At 70.6% G+C, this 17,089-nt stretch carries 15 protein-coding genes; 8 read left to right on the top strand and 7 right to left on the bottom strand.

Going from position 1 to position 17,089, the window contains the following annotated elements; genetic code table 11:
• Positions 1 to 26: 26 nt before the first annotated feature.
• Positions 27 to 929, bottom strand: a complete 903-nt coding sequence (locus D455_RS31355; RefSeq protein WP_040685059.1) for an SURF1 family cytochrome oxidase biogenesis protein — start codon at positions 927 to 929, stop codon at positions 27 to 29.
• A 114-nt stretch (positions 930 to 1,043) separates the two neighbouring features.
• Positions 1,044 to 2,069, bottom strand: coding sequence for a chaplin (locus D455_RS0122320; RefSeq protein WP_017572908.1), 1,026 nt, complete (start codon positions 2,067 to 2,069; stop codon positions 1,044 to 1,046).
• Between the two features lie 970 nt (positions 2,070 to 3,039).
• On the opposite strand from D455_RS0122320, the gene D455_RS0122315 reads away from it, so the two are divergent.
• Positions 3,040 to 4,164, top strand: a complete 1,125-nt coding sequence (locus tag D455_RS0122315) for a CapA family protein (protein WP_017572907.1) — start codon at positions 3,040 to 3,042, stop codon at positions 4,162 to 4,164.
• A 55-nt stretch (positions 4,165 to 4,219) separates the two neighbouring features.
• Here D455_RS0122315 and add read toward each other — a convergent pair whose 3' ends face one another.
• Positions 4,220 to 5,278, bottom strand: a complete 1,059-nt coding sequence (gene add / locus D455_RS0122310) for an adenosine deaminase (protein ID WP_017572906.1) — start codon at positions 5,276 to 5,278, stop codon at positions 4,220 to 4,222.
• Positions 5,279 to 5,442: 164 nt separating this feature from the next.
• Between add and D455_RS0122305 the strand changes: the two genes are divergently transcribed.
• Positions 5,443 to 6,042, top strand: coding sequence for a hypothetical protein (locus tag D455_RS0122305; RefSeq protein WP_241480322.1), 600 nt, complete (start codon positions 5,443 to 5,445; stop codon positions 6,040 to 6,042).
• Positions 6,043 to 6,423: 381 nt separating this feature from the next.
• Here the strand turns inward: D455_RS0122305 and D455_RS0122300 are convergent, their stop codons facing one another.
• Complete coding sequence (locus D455_RS0122300) at positions 6,424 to 7,875, bottom strand: aldehyde dehydrogenase (NADP(+)) (protein ID WP_017572904.1); 1,452 nt, start codon at positions 7,873 to 7,875, stop codon at positions 6,424 to 6,426.
• Positions 7,876 to 8,267: 392 nt separating this feature from the next.
• Between D455_RS0122300 and D455_RS0122295 the strand changes: the two genes are divergently transcribed.
• The 3 genes from D455_RS0122295 to D455_RS0122285 all read left to right on the top strand — a co-directional run bounded on the left by D455_RS0122295 (position 8,268) and on the right by D455_RS0122285 (position 10,559).
• Positions 8,268 to 8,858, top strand: a complete 591-nt coding sequence (locus D455_RS0122295; protein ID WP_017572903.1) for a TetR/AcrR family transcriptional regulator — start codon at positions 8,268 to 8,270, stop codon at positions 8,856 to 8,858.
• Positions 8,852 to 9,718, top strand: coding sequence for an alpha/beta hydrolase family protein (locus tag D455_RS0122290; RefSeq protein ID WP_017572902.1), 867 nt, complete (start codon positions 8,852 to 8,854; stop codon positions 9,716 to 9,718). The genes D455_RS0122295 and D455_RS0122290 overlap by 7 nt, the downstream gene beginning before the upstream one ends.
• A gap of 217 nt (positions 9,719 to 9,935) precedes the next feature.
• A complete protein-coding gene (locus tag D455_RS0122285) occupies positions 9,936 to 10,559 on the top strand; it encodes an HD domain-containing protein (RefSeq protein WP_017572901.1) in 624 nt (207 codons plus the stop codon).
• A gap of 53 nt (positions 10,560 to 10,612) precedes the next feature.
• On the opposite strand, the gene D455_RS0122280 is transcribed toward D455_RS0122285, so the two are convergent.
• The 3 genes from D455_RS0122280 to D455_RS0122270 all read right to left on the bottom strand — a co-directional run bounded on the left by D455_RS0122280 (position 10,613) and on the right by D455_RS0122270 (position 13,542).
• Entirely contained in the window at positions 10,613 to 11,371 is a 759-nt protein-coding gene (locus tag D455_RS0122280; RefSeq protein WP_017572900.1) for a sulfite exporter TauE/SafE family protein, read from the bottom strand.
• 149 nt (positions 11,372 to 11,520) lie between these two features.
• The gene (locus tag D455_RS0122275) at positions 11,521 to 12,444 is read right to left on the bottom strand and encodes an SPFH domain-containing protein (protein WP_017572899.1); all 924 of its coding nucleotides are present in this window, start codon (positions 12,442 to 12,444) and stop codon (positions 11,521 to 11,523) included.
• A 312-nt stretch (positions 12,445 to 12,756) separates the two neighbouring features.
• A complete protein-coding gene (locus D455_RS0122270) occupies positions 12,757 to 13,542 on the bottom strand; it encodes an ABC transporter ATP-binding protein (protein ID WP_017572898.1) in 786 nt (261 codons plus the stop codon).
• Positions 13,543 to 13,598: 56 nt separating this feature from the next.
• On the opposite strand from D455_RS0122270, the gene D455_RS0122265 reads away from it, so the two are divergent.
• The 3 genes from D455_RS0122265 to serB all read left to right on the top strand — a co-directional run bounded on the left by D455_RS0122265 (position 13,599) and on the right by serB (position 16,846).
• Entirely contained in the window at positions 13,599 to 14,375 is a 777-nt protein-coding gene (locus tag D455_RS0122265; RefSeq protein WP_017572897.1) for a hypothetical protein, read from the top strand.
• A gap of 480 nt (positions 14,376 to 14,855) precedes the next feature.
• On the top strand, positions 14,856 to 15,509 hold the full coding sequence (locus D455_RS0122260; protein ID WP_017572896.1) for a DUF1707 SHOCT-like domain-containing protein: 654 nt from the start codon (positions 14,856 to 14,858) through the stop codon (positions 15,507 to 15,509).
• A gap of 101 nt (positions 15,510 to 15,610) precedes the next feature.
• Positions 15,611 to 16,846: a phosphoserine phosphatase SerB gene (gene serB, locus D455_RS0122255; RefSeq protein ID WP_026122880.1), complete on the top strand. Its 1,236-nt coding sequence runs from the start codon at positions 15,611 to 15,613 to the stop codon at positions 16,844 to 16,846.
• Positions 16,847 to 17,089: the final 243 nt, after the last annotated feature.

Here is a 17,089-nt window from a genome sequence, read left to right as displayed (position 1 = left end):
AGGAGTCGTGCCCGGTGAGAGGGATCTCAGAGGTTCCGGCCCCGGGCCGCTCCGTGCGCGATCTCCGCGGAGCCGCCGTCCGCGTCCGCGGACCCCCCGGGGGCGCCGGTTTCCCCGGAATCCGGCGTGTCAGCCGTTCCCTCGGCGTCCCGGCCCCCACCGGTTCCCTCCGGTGCGGCGGCGGCCTCGCGGGCGTCCCTCAGCTCGCGGCGCATGAGGAAGATCCACCCGCCGACGGCGACGAGGGAGAACACCCACCACTGCACGGCGTAGGACGCGCTCATCCCGGCGTCCTCCTTGTGCGGTTCGACCGGTTCGGGCGCCGCTTCCGGCATCGGTTCCTGGTCGGTGAGCACCACGTATCCGCCGTAGACCGGATACGGCAGCTCGTCGGCGATCGCCTCCACGTCGACGATCATCCGCTGCCCCTCGGGCAGGTCCCCGCTGCGGCTGCGCAGACCGGTGTTCTCCTCCGTCTCGGAGTAGTGGATGCGCCCGGCCACCTCCACGGTTCCCTCGGGTGCGGGCGGCACCTCGGGCTGGGCACGCGCGGTCGCACCGCGCTCGACCCACCCGCGGTTGACCAGGACGGCGGGCCCCTCCTCCGTGACCAGCGGGGTCAGTACGTGGAATCCCACACCCCCAGAGCCGTCGCGGTTGCGCAGGAGCAGTTCGTTCTCGGAGTCCCAGGTGCCGGTGGCCTCGACGGTACGCCAGCGGTCGTCGGGATCGACGTCCTCGCCGACCCGGGTCAGCTCGGCGACCGGCACGGGGGCCGCGGCGAGGTTGGACTGCTGGAGGTCGACCACCGCACCGCGCTGCTCCGCCCGGTCCAGCTGCCAAAAGCCCAGCCAGACGAAGCTGGGCACCAGCACCAGCACCAGCGCGTGGAAGGCCAGCATGCGTTGCGAGAACAGGACTTTGAGCACGTCTTCGAGGTTATGAGACGCTCCCGGCCACCTCGCACCGGCCCTCCCACGCACGCGTGCGGGGCCGCCGACACCGACGGCCCCGCGTGTGTGCGTGTGGGAACCCCCTCGGGGCTACTCCTCGTCGCCGGTCGCGACGGCAGCGGCCCTGCGCTTGCGGGCGAAGTACAGACCCGCGCCGCCGGCACCGACCGCGGCGACGCCGGCGGCGACCAGACCGGTCAGGGCACCACCGGTGACGGGGAGCTGCTCGTCGGCCTGCGGCTCGGTGGTGTCGTCACCGCCGCCGGTGCTGGAGTCGTCCTCGCCCTTGTCCTCCTCGCGGGGCTCCTCGGGCTTGTCCTCCTCCGGCTTCTCCTCCTCCGGCTTCTCCTCCTCGGGCTTGTCCTCCTCCGGCTTCTCCTCCTCGGAGATGATCTCCATGCAGGAGGCCTGGGCCATGCCGAGCACGGACACGGCGTTGCCGCAGATGTCGACGGCCGCGTCGACCGGGACCACGACCTGGTTGCCGCTGGCCACACCACCCGAACCGTCGGTGGCGGTCTCCGCGCCCTCGTTCTCGGGAGAGGCCTGGATGACGTTGATGATGGTGGTGCAGTCGGCGCTGGAGCCGCCCAGGACCGCCACCGAGTTGCCGCAGACGTTGATGGCGGCGTCGACCGGAACGACGATCTGGTTGCCGCTGGCCACACCACCCGAACCGTCGCTCCTGGTGGTGGGCGCGTCGGCGCTCTCCTCCTCCAGGGCCCTGACCACCTCGACGCACTGGGCCTCGCTGATACCGGCCACGGAGGCCGCGTTGCCGCAGGCGTCGATGGCGGCGTCGACCGGGAGGATGATCTGGTTGCCGCTGGCCACGCCGCCCGAACCGTCGGTGGCGGCGTCGGCCTCGCCCGACTCACCGCTGGCCTCGTAGAGGACCTCGGAGACCTGGGTGCACGTGGCCTGGGAGATACCGAGGACCGCGATCGAGTTGCCGCACAGGTCGGCCTCGATGTCCACGGGCACGACGACCTGGTTCCCGCTGCCGATGCCGCCGGAGCCGTCGGTGGTCGCGTCCGCGAGGGCCGCCGTGACCGGGGCGACGACCAGCCCCGCGGTCATGACGGTGGCGAAGGAGTAACGGAGTGTGTTGCGCATGTGCGGATGTGACCTTTCACGGATACAGCCTTGGGGATCGCGCCGGTTGTGACGCTGTGCCGTGGCGGGACCGGACGCCCGCTTCATGACGCGGGCGAGGCCAACCACGGGCGGGGCGGGCCCGTCAACGAGGAAAGCCGTGCGACGGCGGGGTGACCCGCGTGCGTGAAGTCGCGGCCCCGGGTTTCCCGGAACCACCAACGGACCGAAACGTTAGCAAGCCATCGAGGGCTCGCATGCGGTTTCGGGAAATACGCTTCTCCAGTATAAGTACAGCCCGCAACTACTTCAGAACATAAAGTGATAACCACAGCTCAGAGCATGCGCATCCAACCACCCTCCGCTCATGGTCACACACCCAAGGTTGCAAGCGGAAAAGAAAATTTTTCGGGTAAACCCCACACACGAACCTACTAAGCAACTTCATATATTCGTGGTGAAGCCTCCCCGCGGTGCCCAAAACCCTGTGTTCCGCCTCCTTCCGCACTCCGAAAACTCACTTAAGAGAAAAAAGACCAAAAAGGGATATCAGACCACGAACAAGGGCTGATCGGTCCACAGCCACGCGTCGTCCCCACCAGCGGTGCCGCGATGGCACGTGCCCGAGGGCGGCGGCACCGACATGTGGCGCGGCCCCGGGAGGGCGCCCCCGGATCCGCGTACCGACCCGTGTACCGACCAAGGAGCGTGCCGCCCCTCGACCCCGGCTCCCCCGCCCCACGCTTCACCAGGAACAGCAAAAGCGCTGGTCATGTGCGCCTACCCTGGAGCCGGCGGGCGCCGACGCTCGTCGATGCCGGATCCCGGCGTCCGGTTTCTGACACCAACCCGAAGGCTCGTGGCCCTCGCCGACGGCGGGTGGGGACACCCCGTGGATGTTCCTCCAGTCGCGAAGGCCAACCGGAGACGTGTGGCGCGCGTCCTACTCCCAGGACATGCCCCCCGTTTCCCCCGCCCCACTGGAGCATGCATGCAACCCGTATCCCCGCGTCCCCTCACACGCACGGCAGCCAGCGCCGCCACGCTGGCACTCCTCCTGTTCGCCGCGGCCTGTTCCTCCGGCGACGAGGCCCCGGAACAGAACGAGGGAGCGGTCGCGCCCACCGACGAGTCGGCCTCGCCGTCGACCAGCGCGGAACCGGAGGACGCCGGGGAGCCCTTCACCATCGCCTTCGGCGGCGACGTGATGTTCGAGGGCGTGCTCGAACCGCGTCTGGCCGACCCCCAGACCGCACTCGGGCCGGTCTCGGAGCAGCTCTCGGCCGCCGACCTGGCCATGGTCAACCTGGAGACCGCCGTCACCGAGGGCGGCACCCCCGCGCCCAACAAGGCGTACACGTTCCGCGCGCCCTCCAGCGCCCTGGAGGCCCTGGAGGCCGCCGGGGTGGACGTGGCCAGCATCGCCAACAACCACGGCATGGACTACGGCGTGGACGGGTTGACGGACACCCTGGAGAACGGCGAGGCCTCACCCGTCGAGCTGGTCGGTGCCGGAAACAACGCCGAGGAGGCGTACACGCCCCACGTCGCCGAGGTCAACGGCCAGAGCGTCGCCATGTTCGGCGCCGCCGACGTCCTGGACGACCACCTCATCGGGGCGTGGACGGCGGGCGAGGACAAGCCCGGTCTGGCCTCCACCAAGGGCGAGATGAGGCAGCGGATGGTCACCGCCGTCTCCGAGGCCGCCGCCGAGTACGACAACGTGGTGGTCTTCCTGCACTGGGGGTTGGAGGGTTCGCACTGCCCGCTCCCGCACGCTCCCTCCCTGGCCCAGGAACTGGTCGACGCGGGCGCGACCGCCGTCGTCGGCGGCCACGCGCACGTGCTGTCCGCGGGCGGGTTCATGGGTGACTCGTACGTGCACTACGGGCTGGGCAACTTCGTCTTCTACAACTTCGACGGCCCCACCGCCGAGACGGGCGTGCTCACCCTCACCTTCGACCAGGGCAGCGTGACCCAGTCGGACTGGGCACCCGGACAGATCCAGGGCGGCATCCCCGTTCCCTACGAGGGTCAGGCCGCCGAACAGGCCACCCAGACCTGGGTGGACATGCGCGCCCAGTGCGGGCTCCCGCTGACCGGATCGCCCGCGTAGCGGACCGACCGGGGCCCTCCGCCGTCCCGGCGGAGGGCCCCGTGGTGTTTCCGGCCTACCGGAGCGCCGAAAGCCCCGCCGCGTCGACCCCGTGGCGCGCGGCGACGTCGGCGATCTCGGTCAGCAGTGCGTGACGCCGGGCCGCGCCCAGGTAGGAGGCGTGCACCCCGTTCGCCGCGAGTCGGACCAGGTCGAACGCGTCCAGACCCAGCTTGTGGGCGGCACGGTACTCGTTGGTCAGGTCCGTGCCGAACATGGTCGGGTCGTCACTGTTCAGGGTGACCAGCAGACCCGCCTCCAGCATGCGGGGCAGGGGATGGTCCCCCAGCTCACTGACCGCCCTGGTGCACACGTTGGAGGTGGGGCTGACGTCCACGGGGATCCGCCCCTCCACCAGGCGGCCGACCAGCGCCTCGTCCCGCATGGAGTCGATGCCGTGGCCGATGCGCTCCGCGCCGAGGGCGTCCAGGGCCTCACGCACCCGCTCGGGGCCGCCGTGCTCACCGGCGTGCGGCAGACTGGCCAGTCCGGCGGCGCGGGCCCGGCCGAACACCCCGGCGTACTGCTCCAACGGGGTCTCCACCCCGCCGACGCCGAAGCCGACCACGCTGGACGGCGCGTCCCTCAGGACGGCCTCCACGGTCGCCTCGGCGCTCTCCAGACCGAAGTCGGCGGGGAAGTCGGGGATCCACCGCAGCTGGATGCCGTGCTCGCTCTCGGCCGCGCGGCGGGCCTCCTCGATGCCGTCGAAGACCACACGTGCGGGCACCCCGCGCATGAGGTGGGTGTAGAGGCTGACGTGCACCTCGGCGTAGCGCACGTTCTGCGCGGCCAGGCGTTCGGCGACCGCGGCGGTCAGGCGGGCGAAGTCCTGCTCCTCGCGCAGGGTCGCGACCGAGGCCAGGTAGACCTCGACGAAGTGCGGGAATCCGGTGAAGACGTACCAGTCCCGGAGCGCCTCCAGGGTGTCGGGAACGTCGTCGACACCGTGTCGGCGTGCCAGCTCGAACAGGGTGTCGGCGGGCATCGAGCCCTCGAGGTGGACGTGCAGTTCGACCTTGGGCAGGTCGCGGACGAGCGCCTCGACGTCGGTGGGAGCGGAATGGGTGTGCATGGCGCGAGGCTACGCGCCCGTGTGGGCCGCCCCAAGCCCTTTCGGGCCAAGTTCACGCCCGTCCGTCAGAAGCGGGCACGGATACGGTGAGGAGCATGGTCCCCCCGCCCCCTCCCTCGTTCCCGAAGCCACCGTCGGGTTCCGCCGTGTTCCGCGCACGGAGCATGATCCGCCAGCAGAACAACCCGCGGTTCTTCGGTTACTGGCCTTTCGGAGTCGTCCTCCTCCTGCTCTGGCTGGTCTGTCTGATCCCGACCGCCCACTTCACGGACACCTCCGTGCGGTTCCTGGCCTATGCCGCTCTCGGCCTGCTCCCGGTCATCGGCCTGACCGCACTCATAGCCGAACTCACCCTCCCGGGAGTACGTCGTGTCATCGGTGACGAACCCCTGCCTCCCGACGCGGACCCGGTCCGACTGGCGGTGGCTGAGAAACTGGTGGAGGAGGGAGTGCTCGGTGGGGACCCGGAGACCAACAGGTTGGCCCGGATCCGGGCCGATCAGAAACTGAGGGAGTACGGGATCCTGTTCCCCGGTCGCACGTCGGCATGCCTGGCCGTACTCACGTGCGTGCAGATCGCTCTGCTCACGTGGTGGCTGGTGACGGACGGCATCTCGGTGGACTCCGTGTTCCTCTTCTTCACCGTTCTCGTCAACGGGCTGGCCACGTTTCTGCACCCGTCCATTGCGGCGCGTGACAGGCACCGCGCCGAGTCGCTCCGCGCGGCCTACGACCACCACGCCGCCGGAGGCCGGGAGCGATGACCGCGAAGGGTCCGCCGCTCCTCCTCCCTCCGGAGCCGACGCGGCCCCCGGCCCTCCGCCAGGATCAGCGCGCGTGGCGCCGAGCGGGTGCGTGACGCCTCGGACGCCGGGGCGGGGTCCAGACCCCGCCCCGGCGTCCGGCCCGCTCGATCACCTGGGGCCGGGGCCGGAGACGGCCGCACGCGGCACCGGCCTGGTACCGCACCTCCCACCGGGACCGCCGAACCAGCCGCCGCGAACCACCCGACCGGGTTCCGCACCGAGCACGGGATGCCCCGACCCGAACCCCTGGTGTCACACCAGCAACGGTTTCGGCGCCCCACAAATCCCACGGCCACGGGGCCGGGCGCGCGTCCGTCGACGCGGCCCGGCCCCGTGGGCTCATGCGGAGGGCGCGTCGCCGTTCACGCGGCGCGGCACGCCCAGCGGGTTGTCGTCACGCAGCTCCCGGGGCAGCAGCGACTGCGGGACCGACTGGTAGGTGACCGGCCGCAGGAACCGCCGGATCGCGGTGGTGCCCACCGACGTGTGCAGCGGCGCGGTGGTCGCCGGGTAGGGGCCGCCATGCGTCATGGCGTACGTGACCGCCACCCCCGTCGGCCAGCCGTTCCAGATCACGCGCCCGGCCAGGGACGCGCCCAGGGCCAGCAGCGCGGGCGCGATCCCGTCGTCCTCCTCGCCGTGCACGGTCACGGTGAGCTGGCCCCCGAACACCCCGGCCGCCTCCAGCAGCCGCCGCTCGTCGGCATAGGTGACCACGAGGGTCGCCGGGCCGAAGCACTCCTCCAGAAGGGTGTCGGCGTTCTCCAACAGGGAGTCCAGATCGGTGCGCAGCAGGGACGGCGTCCAGTCGTCACCACTCCGCTTCCCCCGGACGAGGACCTCGGTGGCCGGGTGGGAGGACAGCGTGTCCAGACCGCGCACGAAACCCTCCGCGACCCGCTCGTTGAGCAGCGGGGCGGCGGCCCGCTCGGCGAGGTCGGCGACGAGCGTGTCGAGCTTGGTGTCCTCCGGCACGAACAGCACCCCGGGCTTGGTGCAGAACTGGCCCGCGCCCATGGTGGCGGACCCCGCGTACCCGCTGAGGATCTCCTCGCCGCGCTTCGCGGCGGCCCCGCGGGTGACGAACACCGGGTTGACGCTGCCCAGCTCCCCGTAGAAGGGGATGGGGTCGGGGCGGGAGACCGCGAGGTCGAACAGGGCCCGGCCGCCGGGGATGGAACCCGTGAAGCCCACGGCCCGGGTGAGCGGGTGGGTGACCGCGCGCTTACCGGCCTCCAGCCCCTCGACCAGGGCGAAGCTGCCCTCGGGGGCTCCGGCACCGGTGAGCGCGGAGACGACGGTCTCCGCGGTGAGCCGGGCCAGTCGGGGGTGCCCGGGGTGGGCCTTGACGACCACGGGGCACCCGGCCGCCAGGGCGGAGGCGCTGTCCCCTCCGGCCGTGGCGAAGGCGAACGGGAAGTTGCTCGCGCCGAACACGACCACCGGCCCGAGCGGGACCAGCAGGCGGCGCGTGTCCGGACGCGGGGTCCCCCAGTCGGGGTCGGCCGGGTCCACCGCCGCCTCCAGGTAGGAGCCTTCCTCCAGGGTCTCGGCGAACAGGCGCAGCTGGAAGGTGGTCCGTCCCAGTTCGTTGCGGCAGCGCGCCTCCGGGTAGTGCGCCTCCTCCATCGCGACCGGCACGAGGTCGTCAGCGGCGCCGTCCAGGGCGTCGGCGACGGCCCGCAGCAGTCCGGCGCGTTCACCCGGGGCGAGGGCGGCCAGGAGCGGTGCCGCCGCCGCGGCCCGTTCGAGGACCGCGTCGAGTTCCTCGGGCGTGGTGTCCGGGGTCATGGTTCAGCCTCCATGAGGTGTGTACGCTGCTTCGGTCTCGATACAACCATGTCCGGCCCCATCTGGAAAGCGCTATCCAAGCGAACGGTCGCCCGAGACGGCACCGTCCGGAAGCCGCCCCCCGAAGGAACCCCCGGCCACGCCCGCGCCCACGCGGACGAAGCGCGGAACGAAACTGGAATTTCCCCGGAACCAGGTGATTCCGGAAAGGCATCATAGGAGCTGTGACGACACATTCCCGAAGCTCAACGCCCCCGCGGTCGCGCCGGTCCCCAGGCAGCACGGGGAACAACCACGCGTCACGCGAGAACCATGGACGAGCCAGCGCCGCCCCCGAGGAACTCGCCTTCGCCCAGGCGCCGCTGCGAAGACTGCCCGCCCAGCAACGCAGCATGCTCAGGGTCCAGCGCATGCTCGACTGCTGCGCCGAACTCCTCGACGAAGTCGGCTACGGCAACCTCTCCACGACCAGGATCGCCGAGCGCGCCGGGGTCGCGATCGGCTCCGTCTACCAGTTCTTCCCGGACAAGAAGGCCATCACCCAGGCGCTCGGATTGCGCTTCCTCGACCAGTTCGGTTCACGCGTCACCGAACGGCTGGCCGACGCCTCCTTCAGCCACTGGACCCTGGCCGTCGACGCGATCATCGACGAGTACATCGACATGCACCGCAACGTGCCGGGCTTTCGCAGCCTGCACTTCGGCGACATCGTCGATCCCCACCTCCTCAACGGAGGCGTCGACAACAACCGCGTCATCTCCATCCGCCTGCGCGGGATCATCGTCTCTGTCACAGGCATCCCGGACAATGACGGACTCGACCGGGCCATCCAGGTCGCCGTCGAGGCCGCGGACGCCGTGCTCAAGCTCGCCTTCCGCGACGACCCCGAGGGCGACCCGGACCTCATCATCGAGGCCAAGTTCCTGGTCAGCAGTTACCTGTCCCAATTCTCCCAACGCAACGGAGGCGACCATCCGTGGTAGCCGACGCCGGCATCCTCTCCCGACCCGTGACCGGAACGGCCGCAGGGGTGCCCTTCCTGGCCCTGCCGCCCGCCAGCGGTGACGTCCCCGCGCCGCTCGTCCTCGGCCTGCACGCCTTCGAGCCGCCCCGCGCCGAGGCCGCCCTGGCCGGAACCGTGCCCATGGCACCGCTCCCCGCCTGGCGCGTCTACCTGGGGCTGCCCCTGTTCGGCGCCAGGCTTCCCGAGGGCGGCGTCGCCGAGGTCAACCGCCGAGGCGCACGCGACTACCTCGTCGAGCTGTTCGGCCCGGTGGTCGAGGAGGCCGCCGCCGAGCTGCACCGCGTCACCGACGAGCTTCGCCGGACCTTCCCCGTCACCGACGACCCCGCCGGCCTGGTCGGTGTCGGGGCCGGCGCCGCGGCCGTCCTGCTCGCCCTCGCCGAGGAGCGCCTGCCCGTCAGCGCCGCCGCCGTCGTCAACCCGGTGGTGGACCCGAGCCTGGTCATCTCGGCCCGGGAGAGACGCACCGGTACGCCCTACGAGTGGAGCGAGCAGGCCCGGCACACGCGGAGCTGGCTGGACTTCGGCGACCGCGCGGAGGAGGTCTCCCGCGCCCGCGTCCCCCTGCTCGTCGTCAACGGCGGCCGGGACGAGGTCGTGCCCCCGGAACAGGGCCGTTCACTGCACGACGCCATGGCCTCGCACGCTCCTGAGCATGCACTCCGTCACATCGTGGTCCCCGACCTGGCCCACGCCATCGGTCCGGAACCCGGCCTCGAACCCGGCCCGCTCACCCCAGCCGGAGTCCTCACCGACCGTGCGCTGACCGAGTGGTTCCACCGGCACCTCACGTCCTCCGCGCAGGTCCGGACGGTCTGACGGGCCCGCGGAAGGATGTCCGCCCCGCCCCGGCCACGCCCCGCCGGGGCAGGACATCCGTCGTTCACCGCGTACACTCCGTCATCTCCTCCCGCGTCTCCTCGGCGGACGCCGCCGCGACAGCTGGTGCGCGTTCCATGGGATCATCCAGTGGCGGCCGCACCGAGTGGGCGGTCGACCTGACCGTTTCGACTCATCCTTCAGGAGGGCGAACCACGTGACGGAACCGGCACCGGTCTTTGCCAGCGGGGTCGACAACGAGCGGTTGAACGCGCAACTCCGCTTCCTTCTGGAAGTCGACAAACTCAAGCGCGTCCTGCGTCAGTGCCTCCTGGTGGACGGCTCCCGCCGCGAGAACTCGGCCGAACACTCCTGGCACCTGGCCCTGTCAGCCCGCACCTTCGCCGAATACGCGCCCGAGGGCACCGACATCGAACGCGTCGTCGAGATGCTGGTGCTCCACGACATCGTCGAGATCGACGCCGGGGACACCTACCTCTTCGATCCGGTCAACTCCGAGACCCAGGCGGAGCGCGAGCGCGCCGCGGCCGACCGGATCTTCCCCCTCCTGCCCGAGGACCAGGCGGAGCGAGCCCGCGAACTGTGGGAGGAGTTCGAGGCGCGCACCACGCCCGAGGCCCGCTTCGCCCGCGCGGTCGATCGGCTCTCGCCCATGCTCGCCAACTGGCACAACGAGGGCGGCACCTGGGTGCGTTTCGGCATCACCCGGGCCCAGGTGATGGAGAAGGTCAAGCTGATCCAGGAGGGTTCGGAGGCGCTGGGCGCGTACGCGACCGCCCTGGTCGACGACTCCGACCGGCGCGGGTACTTCCGGTCCTGAGAGGCCCNCCCCGCCCCGCCGGTCGGACCGGGGCGGAGACCTCCGCCCGGTGCTCAGACCCCGCCCATGATGATCTGGACCGCGGCGGACATGCCCACGACGACCAGGCACACCCGCAGGGCCGCCGGGCTGAGTCTGCGTCCGAACCTGGCGCCGAGGTATCCGCCGGTGATGGTTCCGCAGGCGATGAGGCCCACCACCGGCCAGGCGGGCTCGGCCAGGACGATGTAGAACACCGCGGCGGTGCTGTTGACGATGCTGGTGAGCAGGTTCTTCAGCGCGTTGAGCCGCTGGAGGTCGTCGTCCAGGGCGGTGCCGAGGACGCTCATGAGGATGATGCCCTGGGCCGCGGCGAAGTAGCCTCCGTAGGTCCCCGTCACGTAGGCGCCCAGCGGCAGCAGCGGGCCGCCGTCCCTACGGGCGGGCCTGCGTGAGCGCACCCATCGGGTGATCCGGGGCTGGAGGATGATCAGCACGCACGCGAGTCCGATCATGAACGGCACCACGGCCTCGAACACGCCCGGGGGCAGGTAGATCAGCAGCATGGCACCGGTCACCGCGCCGAGGAAGGCCATACCGCCGAGGCGGAGCATCCGGGTGCGCTGTCCGGCCAGCTCCCGGCGGTAGGTGATGGCTCCGGTGAGCGTCCCCGGAGCCAGACCGATGCTGTTGGAGATGGTCGCGGTGATCGGCGGGTAGCCGAGGGCCAGGAGCACGGGGAAGGTGAACAGCGTTCCCGACCCCGCGATGGCGTTGATCCCGCCAGCGGCCACACCGGCAAGGAGGATGGCCGCTGCCTCCCAGAGTTCCATCTGCCCCGCTTTCCTCTCCGCCCCCGTTGGTCGCGGGCGACAACAGACTACGAAAGCGGGTCATCTGGTCATCACGCCGGGAGGCGGGAAGGGCCCCACCGTGCGGCGGAGCCCTTGGCCAGCGGACGGAACCGGTACGGGGAAAGCCGTCAGGGAGCCCGGACCACCTCGTCGCGCAGCCGCTCGAAGGCGCTGCCGACCCCCTGGAGGGCCTGGCCCATCTCGGCCGGGACGATCCACACCTTGTTGGCGTCGCCCCGGGCGATCTCCGGGAGCTTCTGGAGGTAGTGGTAGGCCAGCACGTCCGGGTCGACGCGGCTGGTGTGCAGGGCCTTGAACACCATGTGGATGGCGTCGGCCTCACCGCGGGCACGGGTCGTCTGGGCCTCGGCGTCGGCCTTGGCGGTGAGTGCCTGGGCCTCGGCGGCGCCCCGGGCCCTCAGCACCGCCGCGGAGCGCTCGCCCTCGGCGCGCAGCACCGCGGACTGCTTCTCACCCTCGGCGCTGAGCAGCTGCGCGCGCTTCTCCCGGTCGGCGCGCATCTGCATCTCCATCGCCTCCTGCACGGAGGACGGCGGCTCGATGCCCTTGAGCTCGATACGGCTGATCTCGATGCCCCAGTCGCTGGTGGCCTCGTCCAGCACGGCCTTGAGCTCGCGGTTGATCGCGTCGCGGGAGGTGAGCGTCGCCTCCAGGTTCATACCGCCGATGACGTTGCGCAGCGTGGCCAGGGTCAGCTGCTCGACGGCCTGGATGAAGTTCGCGACCTCGTAGGTGGCCCGGTAGGCGTCCACGACCCGGACGTAGACCGCCGAGTCGACCTCGACCGCGAGGTTGTCCTCGGTGATGGCCGACTGCGGTGGGAAGCTCACGACCTGGACGCGGCGGTCGATGCGTTCGCGCACGTGGTCCACACCGGGGACGACGATGTTGAAACCCGAGCTCAACGTCCGGTGGAACTTACCGAAACGCTCGACGACGTCCTCCATCGAGTGCGGAACGATACGCACGCTCCGCCAGAAGACGATCAACAGAACCGCGACGAAAAGCGCCACGATGATGATCATGGTCATGGGCCCACCCCGGTTTCCGGGCGGGGGGAGGCGTTCGGCATCGGCATCTGGGCAGCTCCGGATCTCCTGACGGGGGTGACAGGCGGGCACGGACCACGCCCGGCGGCCCCGCCCACCCGAAGATCATAAAGCGCGCCGAAATGGAGCGATCCGCTCACCGTTCGCTGACGCTACCCCATATGCGCCGGGGCGACCACATCCAGACAGAAATACTATTTATGGTCAATACGTTTATGCCGTTATCGCAATCCGATAAAAGAGAGCCAGGAGAGACCGCGGAGATCGTTGACGCCGCTGTGACCGCCGCGCGGATCAGACGGCCCGCGCGCTCCAGCGCTCGCCGTCCCTCTCCACCTTCAGCGGCAGCCCGAAGGTCTCCGACAGGTTCTCCGCGGTCAGCACACCGTCGACCGGACCGGCCTGCACCACCGAGCCCCCGCGCAGCAGCAGCGCGTGCGTGGTCCCGGCGGGGATCTCCTCCACGTGGTGGGACACGATCACCAGCGCGGGAGCGGCCTCGTTGCGGGCCAGGTTCCCCAGTCGGCGCAGCAGGTCCTCACGCCCGCCCAGGTCCAGCCCGGCGGCGGGCTCGTCCAGGAGCAGCAGCTCCGGATCGGACATCAGCGCCCGGGCGATCAGCACACGCTTGCGCTCGCCCTCGGACAGGGTGTGGAACCGGCGGTCGGCCAGATCGCCGACCCCCCAGTGGCCCAACAGGGCTCGGGCACGGCCGTAGTCCGGGTTGTCGTACTCCTCGCGGAAGCGGCCCACGTAGCCGTAGGCGGCGCTCATCACGACGTCGAGCACCTCGGTGCCCTCCTCGATCCGCGACGCCACGGAGGCACCCGCGTAGCCGATGAGCGGCCGCAGCTCGAACACGTCCACCCGGCCCAGCCGCTCACCAAGGATCTCGACCTCGCCCCCGGTCGGATGCGTCTGGCTGTAGGCCACGTTGAGCATCGTGGTCTTCCCCGCGCCGTTGGGGCCCAGGACCACCCAGCGCTCGCCCTCCAGCACCGTCCAGTCCACGCCGTCCAGCAGATGGGCGTCGCCCCTCCGCACCGTGACCCCGCTCAGGCCCAGAACACGCCCGTCCATCGTCCTCCCTCACATCACGTCCCACGCCGGTGCACGGGCCGCCCTACCCTGAAGCAATGCATCTCTCGGCCGCACCACTCGTCGCCTGGGGCAACGCCTGGCTGTCCGGACACGTCGGGCTCGACGACGCCGTCGACGCCGTCGAACGGCGCGGTGGCCCCCACCTGATCGGGACAGTACCGGCAACGGACCTGCCCTTCGACAGCGGCGTACCGCTGCGGGTCGCCCTGGCGCGGCTCCGTCCCCTGGGATTGTCCGCGTTCCGGTTGGCGCTGCCCACCTGGGGAGACCCTCTCGGTCTGGTGGGGCCGAAGGAACTCAACCAGGCCGCGGTCGAGGCTCAGGAGGGGGTACTGGTGCGGCTCGCCGACCGGCAGGTGGGCCTGGTGCCCTCCGCCGACCGGCGTGGTTCATCCTATGTGGGCGTTTCGTTGACACCGTATCCGGCGAACGACGCTCCGCCCCAGGTACCCGGCCTACCCGAGGCGGAGCAGTCGCTGAAACTCACCCTCATCGAGGTCGCCGAACTGATGGAGGGCGTGGACGACGTCACGTCGTTCGCGTCGGGCGTACACCGCCAGCTGGGTGAGCTGGACGGCCGGAGTTCACCGTCACTGGCGCACGGGTACCCGCCGCGCNGGGTGGCCGCACAGGCCGAACGGCTGGCGAAGGTGGTCGAGCTCGCCGAGCCGTCGTCCGGGCGGGGGATGACCGCCCAGCAGGCGACGGCCCGGTCCGAGGCGCTGCGGCGGCTCGACGCGGCGGCGCGCCGGGCCCTGGTGGCGGCGCACGCGGCGATCGCCCTGCCCGACCCCGGACCGCCGAGGCCCTGAGTCAGGCCCGGGGCGCCACGAGGCGGACGGTGCGGGCCGGGACGACCACCACGCAGGCCAGGGCGCGACCGCGACGAGCACCACCCACAGCGACGTGAAGAGATGGGGCACCCGGAACCACGCCACGTCCCTTCCTCGGTACAGCCACCCGATCACCTCGTGCAGGGTGACGAGCGGCAGAGGGGGCGCGGCGTAGGTCAGGAGGCGCACCGACGCGGCCCGCCGGGGTCGGTCCCCACGCGCACGGGCCCGGTCATCCGCACGCCGGACACCGCGCCACGCCGCTGGCACGCTGGTGCCCGCCCCAGGGGACACCTGCGGTGGGTCCAGCGCGGGGTCGCCCACCCTGGGGCATGGGGACGGATTCTCGGGGTTGGGCCAGGGGAGATACCTGATCCCCGTTGACCCCTAAACGCCGATACTGGAAGTGTGGCAGTCCGGGACCCTGGTCCCACGGATGGAACGAGGAGATCCGTCATCATGCAGCCCGAGCACATCCGAGCCTCCGACGCGGACCGGGACAAGGTCGCCGAGCGGCTGCGGGAGGCCCTGGCCGAGGGACGTCTCACTCCCGTGGAGCACGAGGAGCGGTTGGACACCCTCTACAGGGCCAAGACCATGGGCGAACTCAGCCCCATCGTGGAGGACCTGCCCTCTCCCGGGCGCGGGTACGACTACGCGGCCATGGAACGGCGGTCGGACGCACCCAGCGGCATGGAGATCCTGGGCAGTGAGGCGCGCGACCTGGCCGGGCAGAGCAAGGGCTCGGAGAACCTGGTCGCGGTGTTCGGCGGCTGTGAGCGCAAGGGCCGCTGGCTGGTCGAACCCCGGACGAACGTGTCCGTGCTGTGCGGCGGGGTGGAACTGGACCTGCGCGAGGCGGTCCTCAGCCAGCACGAGGTGACCATCCAGGTCGCGGTGATCATGGGCGGGGTGGACATCACCGTGCCGCACGGGGTCAGAGTGATCAACAACACGTCGGCGATCCTGGGGGGCACCGACGTGCACGGAACCGACCAGGTCACGGACCTGAACGCACCGACCGTCAGGTTGACGGGAACCTGCATGCTGGGCGGGGTGGACATCAAGGCCAAGGGGCCCAAGCGGAAGAAGAAGAGCAGGAAGAACAGGTGACGTGCGTCGCCCTCCCAGTTGTCCACATAGTGAACTAGCTGGGAAAAGAGCCCGCCCTGCGCGACGGTGTCCCGGAGCGGCGGAGTACCGTGGATGACGCCATGAATGAGAAATCCACGCTGTTGGTGACGGTGACCGGACACGATCGTCCGGGCATCAGTGCGCGTCTTCTGAGCACCCTGTCCGTCTTCCCGGTGACCGTCGTCGACCTGGAACAGGTGGTCCTCGCCGGACGCCTCGTTCTGGGCGCGGTCCTGGAGGTGGACGAGCGGGTCGCTCCCGGGGTGAGCCCCACGCGGGTCTTCGAGGAGGTCCGCGGCGCGCTCGACAAGACCGCCATCGACCTCGACATGGAGGTCGGTTACGGGGAGGGCAACGGCCGTGTGAACGCGGTCGGACCCGGCCGCCTGCACGTGACCGTCCTGGCCGATCCGCTGCGCCCCGGCGCTCTCGGCGCCCTCACGTCGTGTGTGGCGCGCGCCGGAGCGAACATCGACCGGATCGAGCGGTTGTCCAGCTACCCGGTGACGTCCGTGGAGATGGAGATCTCCGGTGGTAACGCCGACCAGCTGCGCGCCGAACTGGCCATGGAGGCGTCCACCCAGGGTGTGGACGTGGCCGTGCAGTCGAGCGGTCTGCACCGGCGGGGCAAGCACCTCATCGTCATGGACGTCGACTCCACCCTGATCCAGGGCGAGGTGATCGAGCTGCTCGCCGCACACGCGGGCTGCGCGGACGAGGTCGCCCGGGTCACCGAGGAGGCCATGCGTGGCGAGCTGGACTTCGAGGAGTCACTGCGTCGCCGGGTCGCACTACTGAAGGGCCTGGACGCCTCCGCCATCCAGAGGGTGTGCGAGGAGATCCAGCTGACCCCGGGTGCCCGGACGCTGATACGCACCCTCCGACGCCTGGGCTACGCCTGCGGCATCGTCAGCGGCGGCTTCACACAGATCACCGATGTGCTCGTGGAGCGCCTGGGCCTGGACTACGCCGCCGCGAACACTCTGGAGATCGTCGACGGCAAGCTGACCGGTGAGCTGGTGGGACCGGTCGTCGACCGCAAGGGCAAGGCGACGACACTGGAGCGGTTCGCCGAGGAGGCCGGTGTCCCCCTGGAGCAGACCGTCGCCGTCGGCGACGGCGCGAACGACCTGGACATGCTCCAGGTAGCGGGCCTGGGAGTGGCGTTCAACGCCAAGCCGGTCGTGCGGCAGCAGGCCGACACGTCGGTGAACGTGCCCTATCTGGACACCATCGCGTTCATCCTCGGGATCACCCGCGAGGAGATCGAGGCCGCGGACCTGCACGGGCAGACCGAGCCCTTTTCGATCGTCTGACCCACCGAGCCTCCGGCACACCGGTGTCGGCGACGAAGCTCCCGTGGGATCAGGCTCCCGTGGGGCGGGTGGTGATGGTCCACCCCGAACTCCGCCGTGCACCCACGAGACCCAACCCACACCAGGAAAAAGAAACCCAAAGAAAAGAGAACACCACTCTCCCCACCCCTGGGAGGGCGTCCGCGCGACCAAGAACCACCCACACCTGGGAACCACCCCAGTGCACAAACGCACAAACCACCC

Source organism: Nocardiopsis halotolerans DSM 44410 (assembly GCF_000341065.1).
Lineage (GTDB): Bacteria > Actinomycetota > Actinomycetes > Streptosporangiales > Streptosporangiaceae > Nocardiopsis > Nocardiopsis halotolerans.
The sequence above is the reverse complement of the archived record's forward strand: the minus strand, read 5'-3'. Positions and strand labels throughout refer to the sequence as shown.